The following is a 22,106-nucleotide window of genomic DNA, read 5'->3' as shown; positions in this document are numbered from 1 at the left end:
ATGACGACGTCCGCGCACCCCCTGTTCGCCGAGGCCCTCGCCGAGCTGGGCCTCGACCTCACCGTCCGGAGCTTTCCCGAAGGGACCCGTACGGCCGCCGACGCGGCGGCCGCGATCGGCTGCGAGCTGAGCCAGATCGTCAAGTCGCTGGTCTTCGCGGCGGACGGGGTCCCGGTGCTGGTCCTCATGGACGGGGCCTCCCGGGTGGACGTGGAGGCCGTGCGCCACGAGCTCGGCGCCGGGAAGGTGACGCGGGCCGATGCCGCACTGGTCCGGGAGACCACGGGCTACGCGATCGGCGGGGTCCCGCCCTTCGGGCACCGTACGCGCACCCGGGTGCTGGCCGACCGGTCGCTGTTGGCCCACGAGGAGATCTGGGCGGCGGCCGGTACCCCGACCACGGTGTTCCCGATGGCCCCGGACGAGCTCATCGCCCACGCGGGGGCCGCACTGGCGGACGTGCGCGAGCGGCCCTCAGAAAGCTGACAGGGCCGACTTCAGGGCCCGGACCAGGGCCTGCGCCCGGGAGTCCGCGGTGACCGACTTGGCCAGGGCGTTGGTGACGTAGCCGAAGCCGATGCCCGCCTCCGGGTCCGCGAAGGCCAGGGAGCCGCCGCGACCGGGGTGCCCGAATGAGGCCGGCGAGAGCAGCGGGGAGGCCGGGCCGTGCAGCATGTAGCCGGGGCCGAAGCGGGTGTTCACGACCAGCACCCGGTCCGGTCCGGCGGAGTGCTCCCGGGCGGCCAACGCGGTGGTGGCCGGAGTGAAGATCCGCGCACCGTCCTCGACCACGCCGATGGAGGCCCCGTAGAACCGGGCCAGGGCGCGGGCCGTCCCGATGCCGTTCGAGGCGGGGAGCTCTGCGGCCCGGTAGGCGGGGTCGTTCTCGTCGGGCAGCGGTGCGATGGCGGCGAAGGCCCGGCGGGTGAGGGAGTCCGGGTCGGCGTAGGCCTCGGAGACGTTGCGCCGCGGCCGGGTCCGCAGCGTGCCCGCGCCCTCCGGCGGCTCGACCGGCGCCACCCGGCCCACCCGGTGCGCCTCGGTCTCCGGCAGGCCGATCCAGAACTCCAGCCCCAGCGGTTCGGCGATCTCCTCCGCGAGGATGCCGCCCACCGTGCGGCCGGTCGCCCGCAGCACCAGCTCGGACAGCAGCCAGCTGTAGGTCTGCGCGTGGTAGCCGTGCTCGCTGCCCGGCTCCCAGAACGGCTGCTGGGCGGCGACCGCGTGCGCCCCGGACACCCCGTCGGCGGCCTCGGCGGCGCTCAGCCCCCGGTCCAGCGCCGGTATGCCGGCGCGGTGCGCGAGCACGTCGCGGACCAGGATCCGCTCCTTGCCGCCCGTCTTGAACTCGGGCCAGTACGAGCCCACCGGCGCGTCCAGGTCCAGTAGTCCGCGCTGGTGCAGCAGCAGCGGCACGGCGGCCGCCACGCCCTTGGTGGCGGAGCGGACGATCTGCGCGGTGCCCTCGGTCCAGGGCTCGGTGCCCTCCGCGTCGCGGGTGCCGCCCCACAGGTCGACGACCTTGCGGCCGTCGCGGTACACGGCCACGGCCGCGCCCCGGTCCCCGAGCAACTCGAAGTTGCGTACGAACGCGTCCCTGACGGGCTCGAAGCCCTCCGTCACCGTCCCGTGGACATCCACGTCTACTCCCCGAACCTGCCGCGGCGCCCCGACGGCGCCCACGTCACAGTGCAACACCCGCCGGACGACCCTGCTTCCCCGGGTCCCCCCGGCCTCCCCCGGGGCCGTGTCCGGGCAGCGTCCGGTCGCCGATCAGTGCGGGGGGCGCGTCAGGAGGGGCGTGCGCGGGTCGAAGCCGAACGGGAGCTCCAGCCGGTGGGCCCGCATCAGCTCTTCGTCGCACAGGAGGTCCTGCGTACGGCCGTCCGCCGCGATGACGCCCTCGCTGAGGACCACCGAGCGCGGGCACAGTTCCAGCGCGTACGGCAGGTCGTGCGTCACCATCAGCACGGTCACGTCCAGCGAGCGCAGGATGTCCGCGAGCTCGCGGCGCGAGGCGGGGTCCAGATTGGACGAGGGCTCGTCCAGGACCAGGATCTCGGGCCGCATGGCCAGTACGGTCGCCACCGCGACGCGGCGGCGCTGGCCGAAGGACAGGTGGTGCGGCGGCCGGTCGGCGAAGTCCGCCATCCCGACCTGGTCCAGGGCCGCCCTGACCCGCTCCTCCAGCTCGGCGCCGCGCATTCCGGCCGCCGCCGGGCCGAAGGCCACGTCCTCGCGGACGGTCGGCATGAACAGCTGGTCGTCGGGGTCCTGGAAGACGATCCCTACCCGGCGGCGGATCTCGGCGAGGTTCCGCTTCTCCACGGGCAGTCCGGCGACGGCCACGGTGCCGACCCCGCCGGAGAGGATTCCGTTGAGGTGCAGGACCAGGGTGGTCTTGCCCGCGCCGTTGGGTCCGAGCAGGGCGACCCGCTCCCCCTGCCCGACGGTGAGGTCCACCCCGAAGAGGGCCTGGTGGCCGTCCGGGTAGGCGTAGGCGAGGCCGGCGACTGCGAGGGAGGGAGTACGGGTCACAGGGTCCATCCCATCAGACAGACGGCGAGGGCCGTCACCGGAAGCACGGCCGCGCGGGCCCACTGGGCGCGCGTGGCCACGACCTCGTCGATCACCGGCATGGAGCCGGCGTAGCCGCGGCTGACCATCGCGAGGTAGACGCGCTCGCCGCGTTCGTAGGAGCGGATGAAGAGCGCGCCGGCGGTCTTGGCCAGCACTCCCCAGTGTTTGATCCCGCTGGCCTCGAAGCCGCGGGAGCGGCGGGCGATGGACATCCGGCGCAGCTCGTCGCTGATCACGTCGCCGTAGCGGATCATGAAGGAGGCGATCTGGACGAGCAGGGGCGGCAGCTTCAGTCGTTGGAGGCCCAGCAGCAGGGCCCGCAGTTCGGTGGTCGAGGCGAGCAGGACGGACGCGGCCACGCCGAGGGTTCCCTTGGCGAGGACGTTCCAGGCGCCCCAGAGGCCCGAGACGCTGAGCGACATGCCGAGCACCTGCACCCGCTCGCCTTCGGCCACGAAGGGCATGAGCACGGCGAAGGCGACGAAGGGCACCTCGATCAGCAGCCGCCGGAGCAGGAAGCCGGCCGGGATCCGGGCGACGGCGGCCACTCCGGCGAGGAGGGCGGCGTACAGGCCGAAGGCCCACACCGCCTCGCGCGGGGTGGACACGACGACCACGACGAAGGCCAGGGTCGCGGCGAGCTTGCAGTGCGCGGGCAGGTCGTGGACCGGCGAGTGGCCGTGGCGGTAGAGCTTGTGGGCGTGGCCGGCCCCCATGTCAGCCCGCCGATGCGGAGGTGGCGGTGGAGGTGGCGGTGAGGTCTTCCGTCCGGCGGCGGCGCACGGCCCAGAAGACTCCGGTGCCGGCGACGACGGTCACGCCGACGCCGATGACCCCGGCGAGTCCGCCGGACAGGCGGGCGTCGTCGACGTCCTTGACGCTGTAGTCGGCGAGCGGGGAGTTCGCGGCGGCGTGCTCCTCCACCTTCTCGTCGATGCCCTTGTCCGCGGCGACCTTCTCCAGGCCGTCGGGGTTGGCGGAGGCGTAGAAGGAGACGAAACCGGCGAGCACGAGGGCGGTGACCAGGCCGGTCACCCACACCTTCTTCGTCGAGCCGGCGCCGGCGCCGGCGGGCACGGCGGCCGCGGCCGGTGCGTCGACGAGCTCGCCGCCGACGCGCAGCTTCAGGCGCGAGGTCAGCCCGCGGGCCCCGTGCACCAGGTCGGGACGTACGGCGATCACGGCGCCGACGGTCGCGGCGGTGATGGCGGCCTCGCCGATGCCGATGAGGACGTGCACGCCGACCATGGCGGTGAACACCTTGGCGATGGGCACGTCGGTGGTACCGCCGACGGCGTAGACGAGGGTGAAGACGGCGGCCGCGGCCGGCACCGAGAGCAGGGCTCCGGTGAAGGCGGCCGCGGTGACGGAGCGGCGGGTGGGCGGCAGGATCCCGAGCAGCCCGCGGAAGATCGCGTAGGCGACGACGACGGTGACGACGCCCATGACGGTGATGTTCACGCCGAGGGCGGTCAGGCCGCCGTCGGCGAAGAGGATGCCCTGCATGAGCAGGACGACGGACACGCACAGCACGCCGGTGTAGGGGCCGACGAGTATCGCGGCGAGCGCCCCGCCCAGGAGATGGCCGCTGGTGCCGGCCGCGACCGGGAAGTTCAGCATCTGGACGGCGAAGATGAAGGCGGCGACGAGGCCGGCGAGCGGCGCGGTGCGCTCGTCGAGCTCACGGCGGGCGCCCCGGAGGCTGACCGCCACGGCGGCGGCGGCCACCACTCCGGCGGCCACCGAGACGGGTGCGTTGATGAATCCGTCGGGCACATGCATGGAGGGGCTCCGCTTCCGCGTCTTATGCAGTCTTTAGCTGTTCAACCATAGTGCCCAGTTGCAAACCATTGGCAAGAGCGGTCGCATCACAAATGGATCCGTGCGGTTTCGTGGGAATGTGCGAGGCTGGACGGGACAAAGGGACGCAAATGTTCTGATTTCGAGGAGTCTTGTCGATGTCAGCCACCGCCGAGAATCCCCCAGCGACCGTCACCGCGACCACCACCGCCACGGTCACCACCGTCGAGGAACGGGTCCGTGCCCGCGTCATCACGGACGATCCCCTCTACCGGGCCATCCCGGTCGCCCTGCGCTTCGCCGCCGCCGAGCCGCTGGCCGTGCGGATCGTCTTCCCGGCGGGCCTGTCCCCCGAGGGCACCGACAACGAGTGGGTCTTCCCCCGCGCCCTCCTGGAGGCGGGCCTCCAGGCACCGACCGGGACCGGAGACGTACGCGTCTGGCCCTGCGGCCGCGTCCAGGCGGTCGTCGAGTTCCACTCCCCCGACGGGGTCGCCGTCGTCCAGTTCGACATCGCCGCGCTGCGCCGGTTCCTGCGGCGCACCTACGCCCCCGCGGCCGCCGCCACCCGTCGGGCCTAACGGGGTCCGGCCGGAAAGGGCCCGGCCCCGTACCGCCCGGTCATCGGGCGGTACGGGGCCGGGCCGTCCTGTCGGCCGGTGCGGAGCCGGCAGGGTCAGGCCCCGACGAGTTCGCGGTCCTTGTCCGGACCCTTCGGGCCCTCGGGGGACTGCGCGGACTCCAGGTGCTTGCGCAGGCTCTCGCCCTCCACGTCCACGTTCGGCAGCAGCCGGTCCAGCCACTTCGGCAGCCACCAGGCCTTGTGCCCGAGCAGGGCGAGCACCGCCGGGACGATGGCCATGCGGACCACGAAGGCGTCGAAGAAGACGGCGACGGCCAGACCGAAGCCGATCATCTTGACCATCTGGTCGCTGGCTCCCAAGAAGCCGGCGAAGACGGCGATCATGATGACGGCGGCGGCCACGACGACCCGCGCGCTGTACTGGAAGCCGGTGACCACGGCCTGGCCCGGGCGCTCGCCGTGGACGTACGCCTCGCGCATCCGGGTGACGAGGAAGACCTCGTAGTCCATGGCCAGGCCGAAGACGACGCCCACCATGAAGATCGGCATCAGCGACATGATCGGGCCGGTCTGCTCCACCCCGAAGACCGAGCTGAGCCATCCCCACTGGAAGACCGCGACGACGGCGCCGAGGGCGGCGACGACCGAGAGCAGGAAGCCGAGGGCCGCCTTGAGCGGGACCAGGACCGAGCGGAAGACGAGCATCAGCAGCAGGAAGGCGAGGCCGACGACGAGTGCCAGGTAGGGCAGCAGCGCGTCGTTCATCTTCTGCGAGAAGTCGATGTTCACCGCGGCGGCGCCGGTGACGAGGACGTCGTCCCCGCTGCCGTCGCGGATCTCGTGGACGAGTTCCTCGGTGTGCGTGGAGGAGGGGCGGTCCTTCGGGATCACGGTGATCACCGCGGCGTCGCCGGCCTCGTTAAGGGTCGGCGGGGTGACCGCGACGACCCCGTCCAGGCCCTTGATCCGGTCGACGGTGGAGTCGGCGAGGGCCTTGTCGCCGTCGACGACCACAATCAGCGGGCCGTTGAAGCCCGGGCCGAAGCCGTCGGACAGCAGTTCGTACGCCTGGCGCTGGGTGGTGGAGACCGGCTGGGCGCCGTCGTCGGGCAAGCCCATCTCCAGCTTGCTCGCCGGGAAGGCGATGACGCCGAGGCCGATCACACCGGCCAGCAGCACCATGACGGGGCGGCGCATGACGAAGCGGGCCCAGCGGGTGCCGCCGTTGGCCTTCTGCTCGGCGCCCGCCGGCTTGCCCTTGCCGAACAGCCGGCTCTTCTCGCCCGCGGGCAGCACCTTCTTGCCCGCGAAGGCGAGGACGGCCGGGACCAGGGTCAGTGCGACGAGCACGGCGATGACCACGGTGCCCGCGGCCGCGAAGCCCATCTTGGTCAGCATGGGGAGGTTGACGACGGCCAGGCCCACCAGGGCGATGACCACGGTCAGACCGGCGAAGACGACGGCGGAACCAGCAGTTCCGACGGCGCGGCCGGCGGCCTCGTCCCGCTCACGGCCCTCGGCGAGCTCCACGCGGTAGCGGGAGACGATGAAGAGGGCGTAGTCGATGCCGACCGCGAGGCCGATCATCGTCGCGAGCGTGGCGGTGGTGTTGCCGAGGTCCAGCACGTTGGCCAACGCGGTGATGGAGGAGACGCCGATGCCCACGCCGATGATCGCGGTCAGCAGCGGCAGACCGGCGGCGACGAGGGAGCCGAAGGTGATGACGAGGACGATCGCGGCGACCGCGATGCCGATGATCTCGCCGGAGCCCGTCTCGGGGACCGGCGTCAGCGCGTCGCCACCGATCTGGACGTTCAGCCCGGCGGCCTTGGCGGCCTCGCCCGAACTCTTGAGCGCCTCGCGGGTGTCCTTCTGCAGCCCCATGCCGCTGACGGTGTACTTGGCGCTGATGTAGGCGGTGGAGCCGTCCTGGCTGACGGCCTGGACCTCGTACGGGTCGGCGACGGAGGCGATCTCGGCCGCGCCGGGTCCGGTCTTCAGACCCGAGACGATCTTCTGGACCTCGGCCTTGGGGCCGGGGTCGGTGACCTTGGCGCCTTCGGGGGCCTTGATGACGATGCGGGCGGTGGCGCCGTCGGCGGACATGCCCGGGAAGCGCTCGTCCAGCAGGTCGAAGGCCTTCTGGGCCTCCGAACCGGGTATCGAGAACGAGCCGGAGGTGGGCGCGGCCGCCGAGGCGGCGCCGAGGCCGGCGGCGAGCAGCAGTGCCACCCAGAGGAGGGCGACGAGACCGCGGCGCCGGAAGGCGCCTCTGCCGAGTCGGTAGAGGAAGGTAGCCACGTCGGTGGTTCTCCCGTTCAGGTCGTGGGATGGATCCGGATCGGATCAGGGCGTGAAGAGCCGGCCCGACGACGAGAGCGGCGTGTCAGGAGCAGCAGAGGGCGGTGCCGGGGACGGGGAGGAGTGAGGATCAGACGCCGAGGGCGGGGAAGACGACGGCGTCGATGAAGTCACCGAGGAAGGCCCGGTCCACCGAGCGGTCCTCGATCAGCGGGAGCGCGATGAACGCCCCGATGAGCATGTGCGGTACGAAGTCGAGCGCGGGACAGTCCGGGCGGATCTCGCCCCGGTCCACCGCGCGCCGCAGCATCGTCTGGAGACCGTTGATCTCCGGGTCGACGAGCAGGTCGCGCAGGGCCTTGTGCAGCTCCGGGCTCTCGTGGACGGCATGGGCCAGACCCCGCATCAGCGCGGTGTCCTTGGCCATCTGCGCGTCGTCGGAGTGCTCGACCATGCGCGCGAAGTCCCCGCGCAGGCTGCCCGTGTCGATCTCGCGGAGCGAGACCGGCTGCGTGCAGCGCAGGGCCTTGGCGACCAGCTCCGGCTTGCTCCCCCACTGGCGGTAGAGGGTGGCCTTGCTGGACTTCGTACGGGCGGCGACCGCGTCCATGGTCAGCGCCTCGTAGCCGACGTCACGCAGGAGGTCGAGGACCGCCTCGTGCAGTTCGGCCTGTCGCTCGGGGGTGATCCGGCTACGCCGAGCCGCCATCGCCTCGGTCATGTCCGTGCCTCCCATCGAAGCGAAACTGTTCCGTACGCTTAAGACGATACCCCCCTGTCAAGCGAAACGAAACCGTTCCGTTTCGCTTGGGTAAGTGGCATGGATCACCTGTACGAGTTGCCAGGGCCCCCCTCCGCGGAAAGCATTGGGGGGTGAGTCACGACGTCGCGTACCTCCGTTTCCCGCACCTGCACGACGACCTCCTCTGCTTCGCCACCGAGGACGACCTCTGGGTCGCCCCGCTGGTCCCGGACGGCCAGACACCCGGACGGGCCTGGCGCATCACCGTCGACCGGACCCGCGTCGGCCACCCCCGCTTCTCCCCCGACGGCAGGCACATCGCCTTCACCACCTGGCGCAGCCTCGACCCCGAGATCCACCTCGCCCCCGTCGACGGCGGCCCCGCCCGCCAGCTGAGCCACTGGGGCGCCACCGACACCCGCGTCTGCGGCTGGGACCCCGACGGCAACGTCCTCGCCGTCTCCTCGCACGAACAGCCGTTCTCCTACTTCTCCTGGGCCTACAAACTGCCCGTCGACGGCAGTCCCGGCGGGCGTCTGCCCTGGGGTCCCGTCTCCGACATCCAGGTCGCCGACGTCGACGGCGAGCACCGCAGCCTGCTGCTCACCGGCAAGCCGCCGCACGAACCCGCAGCCTGGAAGCGCTACCGCGGCGGCGCCATGGGCCGGCTCTGGCTGCACGGGCGCCAGCTCCTGGAGGGCCTCGAAGGACACCTGGACGCCGCGATGTTCGTGGCCGGCCGGATCGCCTTCCTCTCCGACCACGAGGGCATCGGCAACCTGTACTCCTGCCTGCCCGACGGCACCGATCTGCGCCGCCACACCGATCACGAGGAGTTCTACGCCCGGCACGCCTCCAGCGACGGCTCGCGGGTCGTCTACCAGTGCGCCGGTGACCTCTGGCTCGTCGACTCCCTGGACCGGGGCGCCGCCCCGCGCAAGCTCCAGGTCCGCCTCGGCGGCCCGCGCGCCGGCCGGCGCACCTACCAGGTGCCGGCCGCCAGCCACGTCGACTCCCTCTCCGTCGACGCCACCGGGCGGGCCAGCGCCGTCGTGGTGCGCGGCAGCCTGTACTGGCTGACCCACCGCGACGGCCCGGCCCGGACCATCGCCGACACCCCCGGCGTACGGGTGCGGCTGCCGGAGATGCTCGGCAGCGGCGGACAGGTCGCCTACGTCACCGACGCCGAGGGCGAGGACGCGATCGAGATCGCCTACCTGCCCCGGGCCTCCGGGGACAGGCAGCCGCGCCGGCTGGCCTCGGGCGAGCTGGGCCGCGTGACCGAACTGCTCGCGGACCCCGACGGCGAGCGCCTCGCCATCGCGTCGAACGACGGGCGGCTGCTGCTCGTCGACGCGTCGGAGGAATCGAACGGCGAGGTCACCGAGCTGATCCGGTCCATCAACGGCCCCGTCACCGACCTGGCCTTCTCCCCCGACGGGACCTGGCTGACCTGGTCGCACCCCGGCATCGGGCGCTCGCTGCGACAGATCAAGATGGCCCGCATCTCCGGGCCCGGCGCGCGCACCGTCGTCGACGTCACCAACGGCCGCTTCGCCGACGAGAACCCCGTCTTCACCCGGGACGGGCGCTACCTCGCCTTCCTGTCCTGGCGCGGCTTCGACCCGGTCTACGACGTGCACACCGGCGACCTGTCCTTCCCGCTGGGCTGCCGCCCGTACCTGGTGCCGCTGTCGTCGGCGACCCCCTCGCCCTTCGCGCTCTCGGCCGAGGGGCGGCCCGCGGCGGGCGGCCTGGACCCCGTCGAAGGCGAATCGGACAACTCCGGCGACGGCGGCGCCGTGACCGTGGAGGTGGAGGGGCTGGAGAGCCGCGTCACCCCCTTCCCGGTGAGCGCGTCCAAGTACTCGGCCCTGTACCCGGTGAACGGCGGCGGACTGGTCTGGCTGCGCTGGCCGATCTCGGGCGCACTCGGCGAGACCTTCGCCAACCCCAACGACATCAGCGGCAAGCCCACCCTGGAGCACTTCGACCTGACCAAGGCCCGCAAGAGCGAACTGGCCTCGGGACTGGACTGGTTCGCGGTCAGCGGCGACGGCACCCGGCTCGTGATCAACGACGACGGCGACCTGCGCGCCGTCCCGGCCACCGAGTCGGGCGACAGCGACTCGACGGTCTACCTGGACCTGCGCCGCATCCTGCACGAGGTGGACCCGGCGGCCGAGTGGCGCCAGGCCTTCGAGGAGGCCGGGCGGATCATCCGCGCCTACTTCTGGGAACCGAACATGTGCGGCATCGACTGGGACGGCGTACTGCGCCAGTACCGCCCCTTGGTCGAACGGGTCGCCTCCCCGGACGAGTTCGCCGACCTGCTGCGCGAGGTCCTCGGCGAACTGGGCACCTCGCACGCCTACGTCTCCCCCGCCCGCCGCAACGAGGGCCCCCCGCACTACCAGCGGGCCATCGGCCTGCTCGGCGCCAACCTGGTGGCCCGGGACGGGACATGGGTGGTCGGCAAGATCCTGCCCGGCGAGTCCTCCGACTCCAAGGCCCGATCCCCGCTCGCCGGCACCGGCATCCGGGAGGGCGCGGTGCTCACCCACGTCGACGGCCGGCCGGTGGACCCGGTCGCCGGCCCCTACCCGCTGCTCGCGGGCGCGGGCGGCACCACGGTCGAGCTGACCTTCCAACCCGCGGAGGGATCGGGCCGCTCCCGCCGGGTCGCCGTCGTCCCGCTGATCGACGAGCGGCCGCTGCGCTACCAGGACTGGGTGTCCAAGCGGAGGCAGGTGGTCCGGGAGCTCAGCGGCGGCCGGTGCGGCTACCTCCACATCCCCGACATGGGCGGCTCGGGCTGGGCGCAGTTCAACCGCGACCTGCGCATGGAGATGTCCCGGCCCGCGCTGATCGTGGACGTACGCGGCAACGCGGGCGGCCACATCAGCGAGCTGGTGGTGGAGAAGCTCACCCGCTCCATCCTCGGCTGGGACCTGACGCGCGACGCCCAGCCGGTCAGCTACGCCTCCAACGCGCCCCGCGGCCCGATCGTGGCGCTGGCCGACGAGGCGACCTCCTCGGACGGGGACATGATCACGGCGGCCTTCAAACTGCTGGGCCTGGGGCCGGTGGTGGGCCAACGCACCTGGGGCGGGGTGGTCGGCATGACCGGCCGGCACACCCTCGGCGACGGCACGGTGATCACCGTGCCGATGAACGCCGCCTGGTTCCCGGAGTACGGGTGGTCGGTCGAGAACCACGGCGTGGAGCCGGACTTCGAGATCCTGCGCACCCCGCTCGACTGGGCCGAGGGGCGGCACGCCCAGATGGACGATGCCGTGCACCTGGCGCTGGAGTTGCTCGAACAGGACCCGGCCGCGATGCCGCCCGGCTACACGGACGTACCGGACCGGCGCCGTCCGAAGCTGCCGCCGAGGGAGTGAGCGGGCGCCGAGCGAGCAGGCGCCATGCGGGAGGGGCGCGATCCCCGGAACAGCGGGGATCGCGCCCCTCGGCGCTGTGTGCGGGCCCGGTCGTGGTCGGGCCAGAAGCCTAGGTCCGGTCGTCGAGCTCGTCCCGGATGTCGTCGAAGGACCGCTGCGGCGAGTCCTTCGGCTGCGGGCTCCGCTGGGACTTCTGGTCCTGCGGTCCCTTGCCGGGCTGCTTCTGCCCCTTCTGGGCCTTCTCCTTGAGCTCCTGCGCCTTGTCCTGGAACTGGTCCTTGATACCCATGCTGTTCACTCCATGAGGGGTGTTGGTGGTAGGGCCTCGACCAGACTTGCATGAGCGGACAAAGGTCGCATTTCGATCAGCGACTCTGTGTGCGCTCCCTCTCGTCCGCCGCCCCGCCGGCCCCGACGAGCCCCTTGGACACCCCGCTCAGGCGCGGCCCGAAGCGCTTCATGTCACGTTGCCCGACTGTCGCGATCATCCCCGGTAGGTAGCCGCGCACCCCCTGCATGCCGCGCAGCCACCACTGGGCGTACACGTGCGGCGAGCGCCGCTCGATGCCCGCGACGATCCGGTCCACGGCCGGCCCGAGCGGGTACGTGCGGTTCGCCGGCCACGGCAGCCGCTGGCGCAACTCCCGCATGACCTCGTCCTGATCGGCGCCGCGCACCATGTCGGTGTCGGTCCAGGAGAGGTAACCGACGCCGACCTTGACCCCCTTGTAGCCGACTTCCGCGCGCAGGCAGTGCGCGAAGGCCTCGACCCCGGACTTGGAGGCGCAGTAGGCGGTCATCATCGGCGCCGGGGTGATCGCGGCGAGCGAGGCGATCTGGAGGAAGTAGCCGCGGCTCTCCGTCAGTACGGGCAGGAAGGCGCGGGCGGTGACGGCCCCGCCGATCAGGTTCACCTCGATCACCCGGCGCCAGGCGTCCGGATCCGAGTCGGCGAACGGCCCGCCGGCGGCCACGCCCGCGTTGGCGACGACGACGTCCACCTTGCCGAAGCGCTGCTTGACCTCCTCGGCCACCCGGGACATGGCCTCGTGGTCGGTGACGTCGGCGTACCAGTGGTCGCTGTCGGTGTGCAGTCGCTCGGACACCTCTTTGAGGGCCTCCGGCTCCAGGCCGACGAGGGCGACCTTCGCACCGCGGGCCGACAACTTGCGCGCCAGCAGCTCGCCCACCCCCCGGGCGGCGCCGGTGACGACGGCGACCTGGCCTTCCAGACTCCTGCGAGCGCTCACGGCGTCTTCTCCTTCGCGGTGGTGTCGAGATACAGATCGGCGAGCTCGCGCAGGGCGGCGGTGACGGCCTCGGGGGCCTCGACCGGGGTCATGTGCCCCATCCCGGTGAGCTCGGTCAGGCCCACGCAGTTCGGCAGCGCGGCGACGAGCCCGCGGGCGTGCACGATCGGGGTGAGCCGGTCGGCGGTGCCGCCGATGACGGCGGTGGGCACCGTGAGGCGGGCCACGTCGGCGTCGAGGTCCAGGCCGGCCAGCACCCGGGACCACGCGTGCCGCACCCCGGTGGGACAGGCGTGGACGATACGGGCGCACGCCTCGACCTTGTCCGGCGCGGATCCGGGGCCCATGGTGGCGTACTTGAGGACCTTCCGGGCGACCGGCGTGACCGGCCCGAGGGGAGCGCGGGAGCCGAGGACCGCACCGGTGACACGGGTGCGGACGCGCCCGGCGCGCACCGGCAGGACCAGCGCCTCGGCGACCAGCCGCGAGCTGCCGGTGCTGCACAGCAGCACGGCGGCGGCCCGCTCGGCGAACTCCGGCCGACCCGCGGCCGCCATGACCGTCATGCCGCCCATCGAATGCCCGGCGACGACCGCCCGCTCGCCGGGGGCGAGGGCGGCCTCCAGGACGGCCACCAGGTCGTCGGCGAGGGCGGTGGTGCTGTGGCCCGCCGCTCGGACGGCGGGGCTGCGCCCGTGCCCGCGCTGATCGTAGGCGATGACCCGGTGGGTGGCGGCCAGGGCCCTGGTCTGAGCGGCCCAGAAGGCGGTGGAACAGGTCCAACCGTGGGCCAGCACCACGGCCGGTGCGTCCTCGTCCCCGTGGACCTCGACGTGCAGGCGGGCCCCGTCCGCGGAGACGGCGACGAGCTCGCGCCGAGCGGCGGGCGGGGCGTAGACCCCGGAGACGACGTGCCTCGGCCGACTCACGCGACGCCCTCCGCCGCGTCAACTCCAGCCCCGCCGGCGTTTGAGGCGCGGGGGTCCGGGGGCAGCGCCCCCGGCAACGGCGCCGCACCGGACCCCGCGGAGCCCCCGCGGGAGCGACCCGGCTTCGGCCCAACGGCAGCCGAGACGGCCACTGGGACCCGCTCGCGCTCCGCAACCCGCAGGACCTCGTACTCCGCCAGATCGACGTTCCGCGTCTCCCTGCGGAACTCGCCGGTCGTACCGGGCCAGACCGTCGTGTTGCGGCCCTGCGCGTCCAGGTACCAGCTGGTGCAGCCGCCGGTGTTCCACACCGTCCGCTCCATCCGGGCCTGCACCTGCCGGTTCCAGCGGTTCACTGCGGAGGGTCGGGCGCCGAGTGCCACCTTCCCGCCCAACATGCCGAGCTGCCGCAGGTAGTCGGTCATGTAGTTGAGCTGCGACTCGATCATCAGGATCATCGAGCTGTTCCCGAGCCCGGTGTTCGGCCCGATGATCGTCATCCAGTTGGGGAAGCCCGCGGCGGTGGCCCCGCGCAGCGCCTGCATCCCGTCCTTCCAGGCGTCCGCGAGGGTCTGGCCCTCCGCGCCCACCACCCGGTCCGCGATCGGCATGTCCGTGACGTGGAAGCCGGTGCCGAAAATAATCGCGTCGACCTCGGTCTCGGTCCCGTCGGCGGCGACCAGCACCGAGCCGCGGATCTCCTTGAGCCCGGAGGCCACCACGTCCACATCGGGCCGGGCCAGGGCCGGGTAGTACTCGCTGGAGAGCAGGATCCGCTTGCAGCCGATCCGGTAGGAGGGCGTCAGCTTCGCGCGCAGGGCCGGGTCCTTGATCGAGCGCGCCATGTTGGCCTTGGCCAGGGACTCGATGAGGCCGAGCTGGTTCGGGCGCTTGGTGAAGGCGCTGACCTGGAGTTCCCGGATCCCCCACAGCAGTCCGCGGCGCGCCGCCCGGGTGAAGGGCAGCTGGCGGTGGAGCCAGCGCTCCACGGCGGTGATGGACCGGTCGGTACGGGGCATGACCCACGGCGGGGTCCGCTGGAAGAGGGTGAGGCGCTCCACCTCGGGGGCGATGGCCGGCACGATCTGGATGGCGGAGGCGCCGGTACCGATCATGGCGACGCGCTTGCCGCGCAGGTCGTAGTCATGGTCCCAGCGGGCGGAGTGGAAGACCTTGCCGGGGAACTCGGCGAGCCCGGGAACCTCCGGCACCTTCGGGTCGGACAGCGGCCCGGTCGCGGAGACGACGACGTCGGCGGTCAGCTCCCCGGCCGAGGTCTCGATCTCCCAACGCAACTCCTCGGCGTCCCAGCGCATCATCCGCACCTCGGAGTCGAGCCGGATGTGCGGGCGCAGTCCGAAGGTGTCGGCGACGTGCTCCAGGTAGGCGCGGATGGCCGGCTGCCCGGAGAAGGTCCGCGGCCAGTCGGGGTTGGGGGCGAAGGAGAACGAATAGAGGTGGGAGGGCACGTCGCACGCACACCCGGGGTAACTGTTGTCGCGCCAGGTGCCGCCGACCGAGTCGGCCCGTTCCAGTACGACGAAGTCCGTGATCCCTTCGCGCCGCAGCCGTACGGCCGCGCCGAGCCCGCCGAATCCGGACCCGATCACCGCCACCCGTACGTGCTCGCGCCCGCCCGTGCCGCTCGTGCCACCCATGCCCGCCGCCTTCCGCTCATCCGCAGTCCCAGCCACGCAACGCCCGCAACGCACCACACCATCGAAACACTGCCAGCAATTACTGGCACAATCGGGAGGGTAGAGCAGCCCCGTACTCATGGGTAGGGGGCGGACCCGGAAAGTTACTGCCGGTACGCCATAAGGTGCGTCTGTGGCGAAGGAAGAGACGCGAGCGAAGACGGTGCGCGAGTACCGCACGGAGGAACTGGCCGAAGCGGCCGGCATCCCGGTCCGCACCCTGCGCTTCTACCGCGAGCGCAAACTGCTCCCACCGCCCCGCCGCGAGGGGCGGATCGCCTGGTACGACGACCACCACCTGGCCCGGCTGCGCACCATCGCCGCCCTCCTGGAACGCGGCCACACCCTCGGCGGCATCGCCGAGCTGACCGCCGCCTTCGAGAGCGGCCGCGACGTCGGCCAGCTCGGGGAGCTGCTCGGCATCGGCTGGTCCGAGGAGACTCCGGTCCGGCTCACCCCGGAGGCGCTGGCCGACTACTTCGAGGGCGAGGTCACCCCGGAGAACCTGGCGGCCTCCCTGGACCTCGGCTACGTCGCCGTCGACGGCGACGCGATCGTGCACGTCAGCCGCCGCCTCCTGGACGTCTCCTCGGCCCTCGTCCGCGAGGGCGTCCCGCTGGCCGCCGTCCTGGAGACCGGCCGCCGCGTCCGCGAGCACGCGGACGCGATGGCCCTGCTCTTCACCGAGCTGATATCGGCCCACATGTCACCGGACGCGCTCACCCGGCTGCGCCCGCTGGCGAAGAGCGTGGTCGAGGCCGAGCTGACGATGGCGATGGACCGCCTGCTGGCCTCGGGCGGCGCCGTTGCCGACACCGCCGCCGATACCGACTCCGACTCAGGTCAGACGCCCAGCTCGTAGACCACGGTCACGGGCGCGTGGTCGGACCAGCGCTCGGGGTGCGTCTCGGCCCGCTCCACGAAGGCCTTCACGGCCTTCGCCGCCAGCCCCGGGGTGGCCACCTGGAGGTCGATCCGCCAGCCGGCGTCGTTGTCGAAGGCCCGCCCGCGGTAGGACCACCAGGAATACGGCCCCTCGGTGTCCGGGTGCAGTTCCCGCACCACGTCGACGTAGCCCGCGTCCGAGTACACCTTGCCGAGCCACTCCCGCTCCTCGGGGAGGAAGCCGGCGTTCTTGCGGTTCGTCTTCCAGTTCTTGAGGTCGGCCTCCTGGTGGCAGATGTTCCAGTCACCGCACACCACGACCTCGCGGCCGTCGGCGGCGGCCCGCACCTTCAGCGCCGCCAGGTACGTCAGGAACTCGTCCATGAACCGGTACTTCTCGTCCTGCTTCTCCGTCCCGGCTTCGCCCGAGGGCAGGTAGAGGCTGGCCACGGTCACCCCCGGGAGGTCGATCTCCAGGTACCGTCCGGCGGTGTCGAATTCCTCACTGCCGAACCCGACCTGCACGCGCTCGGGCGCCCGCCGCGTGTAGAGCGCGACCCCGGCCCGTCCCTTGGCGGCGGCCGGCGCGAACACGGTGTGCCAGCCCGCGGGGGTCCGGACGTCCGCCGGGATCTGCCCCTCCTCGGCCCGTACCTCCTGCAGGCAGACCACATCGGCGTCGGATCCCTCGAGCCACGCCCCGAAGCCCTTCTTGGCGGCGGCGCGGATCCCATTCACATTCACGGAGGTCACTGTGAGCATCCCAGCACCATAGCGGGAGGGTTCCGTACGATATTCGAATGTCTCACCGGATAGACCTCCGCACCGTGCCGTACGACCACCCGGACGCGGTCAAACTCAATGACCAGGTCCAGCTGGAGTACCAGGAGCGGTACGACGGTGAGGGCGACGCCACCTTCCTCGACCCGGCGATGTTCGTCCCGCCGCGCGGCCTGTACCTGCTGGCGTACGACGCCACGGGCACCGCGGTGGCGAGCGGCGGCTGGCGCTCCCAGGACGAGAACGACGAGGGCTACGCGGACGGCGACGCGGAGCTCAAGCGCATGTACGTCGTCCCGGAGGCCCGGGGGCTCGGCCTCGCGCGCCGCATCCTGGCGGTCCTGGAGGCGGACGCCCGCGCGGCGGGCCGCCACCGCATGGTCCTCGAAACGGGCGACCAGCAGCCGGAGGCGATAGCCCTGTACCTCTCCTCGGGCTACGCCCTGTCCGCGAAGTTCGGCCACTACCGCTTCTACGACTCCAGCCGCTGCATGACGAAGCCCCTGACCGACGCCTGAGCCACTCTCCCACCCCCTCCGGCCACTCCAGCCCCGCCGGCGCTTGAGGCGCGGGGGTCCGGGGGCGGCGCCCCCGGCAACGGCGCCGCACCCGCCCCGCCCCGCCGCCCCTACCGCGGGAGCCAGACGGCCCGGTCCGTCCCCCACCGGGACGGCCCCGCCCCCCACTCCCCGAAGGCACTGGCGGCGTGCCGCAGCAGCCCGTACCCCGACCCGGTCTCCCGCAGCCACGGCTCCGCCGCATACCCCGAGGCCCCCGCACCCGCACCCCCACCCGCCCCCGCTCGGGAGAGCCCCCGCACCAGCCACGCCCCCGTCCCGGCGAGGGAGAACCGCAGCCCCCGCCCACCCCCCTCCGCCAGGGCCCGCAGCACGCCGGCCGCCACCAGGTACCCCGTCCCGTGGTCCAGCGCCTGCGCCGGCAGCGCACCGGGGGCCCCGTCCGGCCCGGCACACACCGCGGCGATCCCGTACCCCGCCTGCACCAGCGAGTCGAACCCCCGCCGCCCCGCCCCCGGCCCGCTCGGCCGCGGCGAGCCCGCACGCCCCGACGATCGCGCGCGCGAGTTCGGCCACCGGGAGCGGCCCTTCCGCCAGGTCGCCGGCGCCGCGGTAGCGCACCCGCCCGACGAGCTCGGGCGCCCCGCCGAGCGCCTCCCAGGCCTGGGCCGTTCCGCCGTCGTGTTCCTCACCGATCGTCATGGACCCATGATTGCCGGCCCGGATCGTTTGTCCCGTTGCGCGCAGCGGGTTCCTCGACGATCATCCGCCGACAGATCGGAGCTCCTGCTCCCCGCCGATCACGACCAACTGACCTCTTGTCAGTGGGCGCCCCTACGGTGCTGTCGTGCCGAACTCCTATACGACCTTGTGGACCAACGACCTGTGCCGGGAACTCGAACGCACGGGTCGTGCCGGCCAGCGCCTCACGATGCTGTTCGGCGGCCCGCACCAGTCGCTGCCGAGCTTCGTACGGGCGGGCGTCCGGCCCGGCGACACCGTCTTCCCCGTCCGGGCCTTCCGAAAGCGGCTCCACGTGCTGGGAGCCATGGAGGTGTCGCGGATCATTCCCTACAAGGACGCCGGGTCCGAGCTCCACGACGACGACTACGCGAAGCTGTTGGACTGGCGGACGCTGAAGGCGGGCTGCGTCTCCGAGGTACTGCTCGGACCGCCCGGTTCCGCGCTCGGGTTCGACGCGGCCGTCCCGGCCGATCTGCTGGGACGGCTCACGTACGCCTCCCGCCGCGGCGAACGCACCCTCAAGCACGTCGTGGACGGCGAACTGGTCCGCTCCATCAGCGTCCAGGGCGTCTACCGGCTCGCCACCGACTCGGCCGCCGAGCTCCGCCGGCTCGTCCTGGAACACAGCCGGTGACCGGCGGGCGGCGCGCTGGTGCGCTGGATGCGCTCACTCGATCCCGGCGGCGGCCCTCAGGCGGTCCAGCACGTCCTGGGGGGTGACCAGGTACGACTTGCCGGTGACGGACCGCTCGTACGAGGAGCGGACCGGCTTCCACAGCGCGCAGGCCTCCCGTCCGGTGACGGCCAGCGCGTTCTGCATCCGCGGGTCGAACAGGTCGTAGTAGTGGAGGGTGAGACCGGGTTCCACGGTCTCCGGGATGCGGGCCGAGCCCTCCTTCTCGTGGTTCGCGAGGACGCTGATCACGTGCGCCATGTGGATCGCGGGCAGGCGGCCCTGCGGGGCTCCGGGGTGCTGGAAGGTGTGCTGCCAGAGGTAGGAGTCGGGCTCCGGGCCGGCCTCGACCGGGGTCGTGGCCAGCTGGCCGAGGTAGTCGTGGAGGGATCCGCCGATACTGAGCGCGCCGCCCATCACGTGCCGGATCCTTTCGAGCAGGCGGTCGTCGTCGTCCGGCGCCTCGTGTTCGCGCCGCGCCTGTTCGACGGCGTGCTCCTGGTACCAGTCCGGGATCCACTCCGGCAGGTCGCTCACCTCGGGCAGCTCCCGCGGCGTGACGCCGACCATGTCCGCAGGGACGTGCGCGTCGAGGCGGACCAGCACCCGGCCGGGGACCTTGGTGAACAGCGGGCCGTCCGGGTCCAGTCCGTACGAGGCGTTCATCCAGAGGCGCAGGTTGGGCCCTTCCTCACCCCCGGGACGCCAGACCGCTTCCGGGACCTCGGCGTCGTCCGGTGTGACGCGCAAGGGAGCGCCGATGCGTCGGGCGATGCCGTCCACGTACTCCTGCCAGACGGTCCGCGCCCGGGCGAGGATCTCCGGGTTCTCCGGGGCGCTCTCCGCCTCGATCGCGTACGGCGCATAGCGCGCCAGCGTCACCGGGTTGAGGAAGTTCCGCCCCTTTCCGTACAGCTCGAAGGCGTTGCCGGAACGGCTGTGCACGGTGAGGACGGAATCGATCTCGATCGTGGTGAAGAACTTGACCTCCTGCGTCCACGCGGCGATCTCGCTCTCCCGGACCGGCGGCCCGGACCACAGCACGGGGTTCGACAGCCCGATGAAAATGGCCGCGTCCCGGAGTTGGGCCGCTTCGTGCTTCCACGCAACTCGCACAGTTCTTCTCCCCGTTGAATGATCAATCTCCGATCATCCTAGGGTTGCTCCACAAACGCCGAGATCCCGCCCGATCTTGCGATCGGACGGGATCTCGTCACCGTTCCTGAGAGCTACTCAAGAACTGTCGTTTGTGGACCTGTGGGGATTTGAACCCCAGACCCCCTCGATGCGAACGAGGTGCGCTACCAGACTGCGCCACAGGCCCTTGCGACGTGTGAAACATTAGCATCCCCGCGCGGGTGCTCCAAAACCGATATCCCGGAGCCTCCGCGCAGGTCACCGATCACTCGTTCGCGGCGCGCGGGCGGTCTTCGCCCTCGTACTGGTCGAACAGCGGGGTGCGGCCCTTTCCCTGGCCGCGCGGGCGCGGGGCGGTCTGGGGCGTCGGGTCCGGCTTGGGGGCCGCGGGCTGGGCCCGCAGGCGGGGTTCCGTCGGCTCGGCCGTGCTGGAGCGGGTCGCGCTCCAGGCGTCCGGTGCCGCCGGGCCCGTGGCGCGGGGGGCCACCGGGGCGGTCACGTACGTCGGCAGCGGGACCGGGACCGGCTCCCAGCTGTCACCTCGGGCGGGGCCGCGTTCGCGCTCGCGCTGCTGGTCCACCCACTCGGCGTGGTCGGTCTGCTCGACCAGTGCGCGCCGTCCGGCCTCCTGCGGGGAAACCGGTGGCGCAGGGTCCGGTTCGGTGCCCGCCGCGGCCTCGGGCTCGCGGCGACTCGGGCGGTTCTCCCGCAGCTGCCGCGCGGCCGCCTCGGCGCGCCGCCGGTCCATGGTGAACTCGTAGCGCCGGCGCTCCTGGACCCGCAGGTGCACGATGTACGCGCTCAGCAGCAGGGCGGGAACGGCGGGGGCCCACAGGTAGTGCAGCCCGCCCACGGCGGCGACGACGGCACCGAGGGTGAAGATCAGGAAGAGGAGTGCGGTGGTGCGCCGGCGGCGCGCGAGGACCTGGAGGCGCTGTTCGCGCCGGGCCCGCTCCGCGCGCTGCTCCCGTTCGGCAATGGCCGGCCTCGACTCCGCCCTGGTCGGGGACACGCCGAAGGCCCGGGCGTCGGCGTCGACGGAATCGACTGTTTCCGTCGCGGCGTCCGGGTCCGCGTGGGGCTGGGGCTCCGCCTGCTCGTCACCGCGCTCACGCAGCCCCTTGGCGTAACGGCGCTCCATTCCCGCCCGGCCGGAAAGCAGCCGAATGGCAGTGGAGAAGCGTTCCGTCGGACGGGCTTCGTTCAGCTCGTCCTGCCTCCGGAGCCACATGGGCACCAAGTAGGCGGCCCAGGCCCCGACAATGACTGCGTAGATGAGGCCGCTGCTGCTCACACCTCACACCGTAGAGGGACGCGGCCGACGGGATCGGCCAATTGGGCCGGTGTGTCGCGCGATCTCGCTGATATCACGGACTTTTTTGTGATTCTTCGGATCAGGTTATGGGCGAATCGGTGACCCGAGGCCATTAACTCGAACAGACATTCGCTTATCGAAGCTCCGCTCCGGGTGGCCCGCTATTTCGGTGGGGACTGGGAGTGGCGCGCACGGTTCCAGCGGCGCAGCAGCCCCTCCGGAACCTCCTCCGCCGTCACCGCGTAGACGAGGTGGTCGCGCCAGGCCCCGTCGATGTGCAGATAGCGCGGCCGCAGCCCCTCCTCGCGCAGGCCCAGCTTCTCCACGACCCGCCGGCTCGGAACGTTCTCGGGGCGGATGCACACCTCGATCCGGTGCAGGCCGACCTTCCTGAAGCAGTGGTCCACCGCCAGTGCGACCGCCGTCGGCATCACGCCGCGGCCCGCCACCTCGCGGTCCACCCAATAACCGATGTGGCCCGCGCACATCGAGCCCCAGGTGATCCCGGCGACCGTCAGCTGGCCCACCAGCCGACCCTGGTACTCGATGACGAAGGGCAGCATCCGGCCCGCGTTCGCCTCCGCCCGCAGATGGCGGACCATCTGGCGGTACGTGGGCCGCTGGACCACCGGCCCCCACGGTGCGGGCGGCGGGATCGTGGCCTCCCACGGCCGGAGCCAGTCGCGGTTGCGCCGGTTGACCTCGCGCCAGGCCTTCTGGTCCCGCAGCTTTATCGGCCGGAGGGTGACGTCGCCGTCCGACAGGACCACC

21 protein-coding genes and 1 tRNA gene are annotated in these 22,106 nt (G+C 72.2%); 6 read left to right on the top strand and 16 right to left on the bottom strand.

The features are described 5' to 3' along the window. Complete coding sequence (locus tag OG207_RS25610) at positions 1 to 486, top strand: YbaK/EbsC family protein (RefSeq protein WP_329101218.1); 486 nt, start codon at positions 1 to 3, stop codon at positions 484 to 486. Here OG207_RS25610 and OG207_RS25605 read toward each other — a convergent pair. From OG207_RS25605 to OG207_RS25590, 4 genes are all read right to left on the bottom strand, one after another. Next, the gene (locus OG207_RS25605) at positions 475 to 1,641 is read right to left on the bottom strand and encodes a serine hydrolase domain-containing protein (protein WP_329101216.1); all 1,167 of its coding nucleotides are present in this window, start codon (positions 1,639 to 1,641) and stop codon (positions 475 to 477) included. The genes OG207_RS25610 and OG207_RS25605 overlap by 12 nt on opposite strands. A 132-nt stretch (positions 1,642 to 1,773) precedes the next feature. Continuing rightward, positions 1,774 to 2,547: an energy-coupling factor ABC transporter ATP-binding protein gene (locus tag OG207_RS25600; protein WP_329101214.1), complete on the bottom strand. Its 774-nt coding sequence runs from the start codon at positions 2,545 to 2,547 to the stop codon at positions 1,774 to 1,776. After that, positions 2,535 to 3,296, bottom strand: coding sequence for a cobalt ECF transporter T component CbiQ (gene cbiQ / locus OG207_RS25595; protein ID WP_329101212.1), 762 nt, complete (start codon positions 3,294 to 3,296; stop codon positions 2,535 to 2,537). The genes OG207_RS25600 and cbiQ overlap by 13 nt, the downstream gene beginning before the upstream one ends. Position 3,297: 1 nt before the next feature. Further along, positions 3,298 to 4,362 carry an energy-coupling factor ABC transporter permease gene (locus OG207_RS25590; RefSeq protein WP_329101210.1) on the bottom strand — a complete coding sequence of 355 codons (1,065 nt, stop codon included), beginning with the start codon at positions 4,360 to 4,362 and terminating at the stop codon, positions 3,298 to 3,300. Positions 4,363 to 4,538: 176 nt separating this feature from the next. Here OG207_RS25590 and OG207_RS25585 point away from each other — a divergent pair, with 176 nt between their 5' ends. Then, positions 4,539 to 4,961 carry an SsgA family sporulation/cell division regulator gene (locus OG207_RS25585; protein WP_329101208.1) on the top strand — a complete coding sequence of 141 codons (423 nt, stop codon included), beginning with the start codon at positions 4,539 to 4,541 and terminating at the stop codon, positions 4,959 to 4,961. A gap of 95 nt (positions 4,962 to 5,056) precedes the next feature. Here the strand turns inward: OG207_RS25585 and OG207_RS25580 are convergent, their stop codons facing one another. Both OG207_RS25580 and OG207_RS25575 read right to left on the bottom strand, forming a co-directional pair. Then, a complete protein-coding gene (locus OG207_RS25580) occupies positions 5,057 to 7,264 on the bottom strand; it encodes an MMPL family transporter (RefSeq protein ID WP_329101206.1) in 2,208 nt (735 codons plus the stop codon). Positions 7,265 to 7,394: 130 nt separating this feature from the next. Beyond that, on the bottom strand, positions 7,395 to 7,985 hold the full coding sequence (locus OG207_RS25575; protein ID WP_030009853.1) for a TetR/AcrR family transcriptional regulator: 591 nt from the start codon (positions 7,983 to 7,985) through the stop codon (positions 7,395 to 7,397). Positions 7,986 to 8,137: 152 nt separating this feature from the next. On the opposite strand from OG207_RS25575, the gene OG207_RS25570 reads away from it, so the two are divergent. Further along, positions 8,138 to 11,407, top strand: coding sequence for a S41 family peptidase (locus OG207_RS25570; protein ID WP_329101201.1), 3,270 nt, complete (start codon positions 8,138 to 8,140; stop codon positions 11,405 to 11,407). Between the two features lie 109 nt (positions 11,408 to 11,516). On the opposite strand, the gene OG207_RS25565 is transcribed toward OG207_RS25570, so the two are convergent. From OG207_RS25565 to OG207_RS25550, 4 genes are all read right to left on the bottom strand, one after another. Further along, complete coding sequence (locus tag OG207_RS25565; protein WP_329101199.1) at positions 11,517 to 11,696, bottom strand: hypothetical protein; 180 nt, start codon at positions 11,694 to 11,696, stop codon at positions 11,517 to 11,519. A 76-nt stretch (positions 11,697 to 11,772) separates the two neighbouring features. Continuing rightward, complete coding sequence (locus OG207_RS25560; protein ID WP_329101197.1) at positions 11,773 to 12,657, bottom strand: SDR family oxidoreductase; 885 nt, start codon at positions 12,655 to 12,657, stop codon at positions 11,773 to 11,775. Continuing rightward, positions 12,654 to 13,586, bottom strand: coding sequence for an alpha/beta fold hydrolase (locus tag OG207_RS25555; RefSeq protein WP_329101195.1), 933 nt, complete (start codon positions 13,584 to 13,586; stop codon positions 12,654 to 12,656). Before OG207_RS25555 ends, OG207_RS25560 begins: the two co-directional genes overlap by 4 nt. Then, a complete protein-coding gene (locus tag OG207_RS25550) occupies positions 13,583 to 15,244 on the bottom strand; it encodes a flavin-containing monooxygenase (RefSeq protein WP_329101193.1) in 1,662 nt (553 codons plus the stop codon). Before OG207_RS25550 ends, OG207_RS25555 begins: the two co-directional genes overlap by 4 nt. 172 nt (positions 15,245 to 15,416) lie before the next feature. Between OG207_RS25550 and OG207_RS25545 the strand changes: the two genes are divergently transcribed. Further along, positions 15,417 to 16,145: a MerR family transcriptional regulator gene (locus OG207_RS25545; RefSeq protein ID WP_329101191.1), complete on the top strand. Its 729-nt coding sequence runs from the start codon at positions 15,417 to 15,419 to the stop codon at positions 16,143 to 16,145. On the opposite strand, the gene OG207_RS25540 is transcribed toward OG207_RS25545, so the two are convergent. Continuing rightward, positions 16,127 to 16,930, bottom strand: coding sequence for an exodeoxyribonuclease III (locus OG207_RS25540; protein ID WP_329101188.1), 804 nt, complete (start codon positions 16,928 to 16,930; stop codon positions 16,127 to 16,129). The genes OG207_RS25545 and OG207_RS25540 overlap by 19 nt on opposite strands. Positions 16,931 to 16,968: 38 nt before the next feature. Between OG207_RS25540 and OG207_RS25535 the strand changes: the two genes are divergently transcribed. Then, a complete protein-coding gene (locus OG207_RS25535; RefSeq protein ID WP_329101185.1) occupies positions 16,969 to 17,466 on the top strand; it encodes a GNAT family N-acetyltransferase in 498 nt (165 codons plus the stop codon). Between the two features lie 110 nt (positions 17,467 to 17,576). Here OG207_RS25535 and OG207_RS25530 read toward each other — a convergent pair whose 3' ends face one another. After that, positions 17,577 to 18,158 carry a CoA transferase gene (locus tag OG207_RS25530; protein ID WP_443072733.1) on the bottom strand — a complete coding sequence of 194 codons (582 nt, stop codon included), beginning with the start codon at positions 18,156 to 18,158 and terminating at the stop codon, positions 17,577 to 17,579. A gap of 155 nt (positions 18,159 to 18,313) precedes the next feature. Here OG207_RS25530 and OG207_RS25525 point away from each other — a divergent pair, with 155 nt between their 5' ends. Then, entirely contained in the window at positions 18,314 to 18,844 is a 531-nt protein-coding gene (locus tag OG207_RS25525) for a hypothetical protein (RefSeq protein WP_329101183.1), read from the top strand. Between the two features lie 33 nt (positions 18,845 to 18,877). On the opposite strand, the gene OG207_RS25520 is transcribed toward OG207_RS25525, so the two are convergent. The 4 genes from OG207_RS25520 to OG207_RS25505 form a co-directional block, all read right to left on the bottom strand. Continuing rightward, positions 18,878 to 19,999 (bottom strand): hypothetical protein, encoded by a 1,122-nt coding sequence (locus OG207_RS25520; RefSeq protein WP_329101181.1) that lies wholly within the window; start codon positions 19,997 to 19,999, stop codon positions 18,878 to 18,880. A 134-nt stretch (positions 20,000 to 20,133) separates the two neighbouring features. Beyond that, a tRNA-Ala gene (locus OG207_RS25515) sits at positions 20,134 to 20,207 on the bottom strand. A 78-nt stretch (positions 20,208 to 20,285) separates the two neighbouring features. Beyond that, a complete protein-coding gene (gene sepX, locus OG207_RS25510; protein ID WP_329101179.1) occupies positions 20,286 to 21,314 on the bottom strand; it encodes a divisome protein SepX/GlpR in 1,029 nt (342 codons plus the stop codon). A 182-nt stretch (positions 21,315 to 21,496) separates the two neighbouring features. After that, entirely contained in the window at positions 21,497 to 22,105 is a 609-nt protein-coding gene (locus OG207_RS25505; protein WP_329101177.1) for a GNAT family N-acetyltransferase, read from the bottom strand. Between the last annotated feature and the right edge of the window lies 1 nt (position 22,106).

Origin of the sequence: Streptomyces sp. NBC_01439, assembly GCF_036227605.1 — a bacterium.
In the GTDB taxonomy this organism is placed as follows: Bacteria; Actinomycetota; Actinomycetes; order Streptomycetales; family Streptomycetaceae; genus Streptomyces.
Note: the sequence above shows the minus strand (reverse complement) of the source record. Positions and strands in the feature narration are given on the sequence as shown.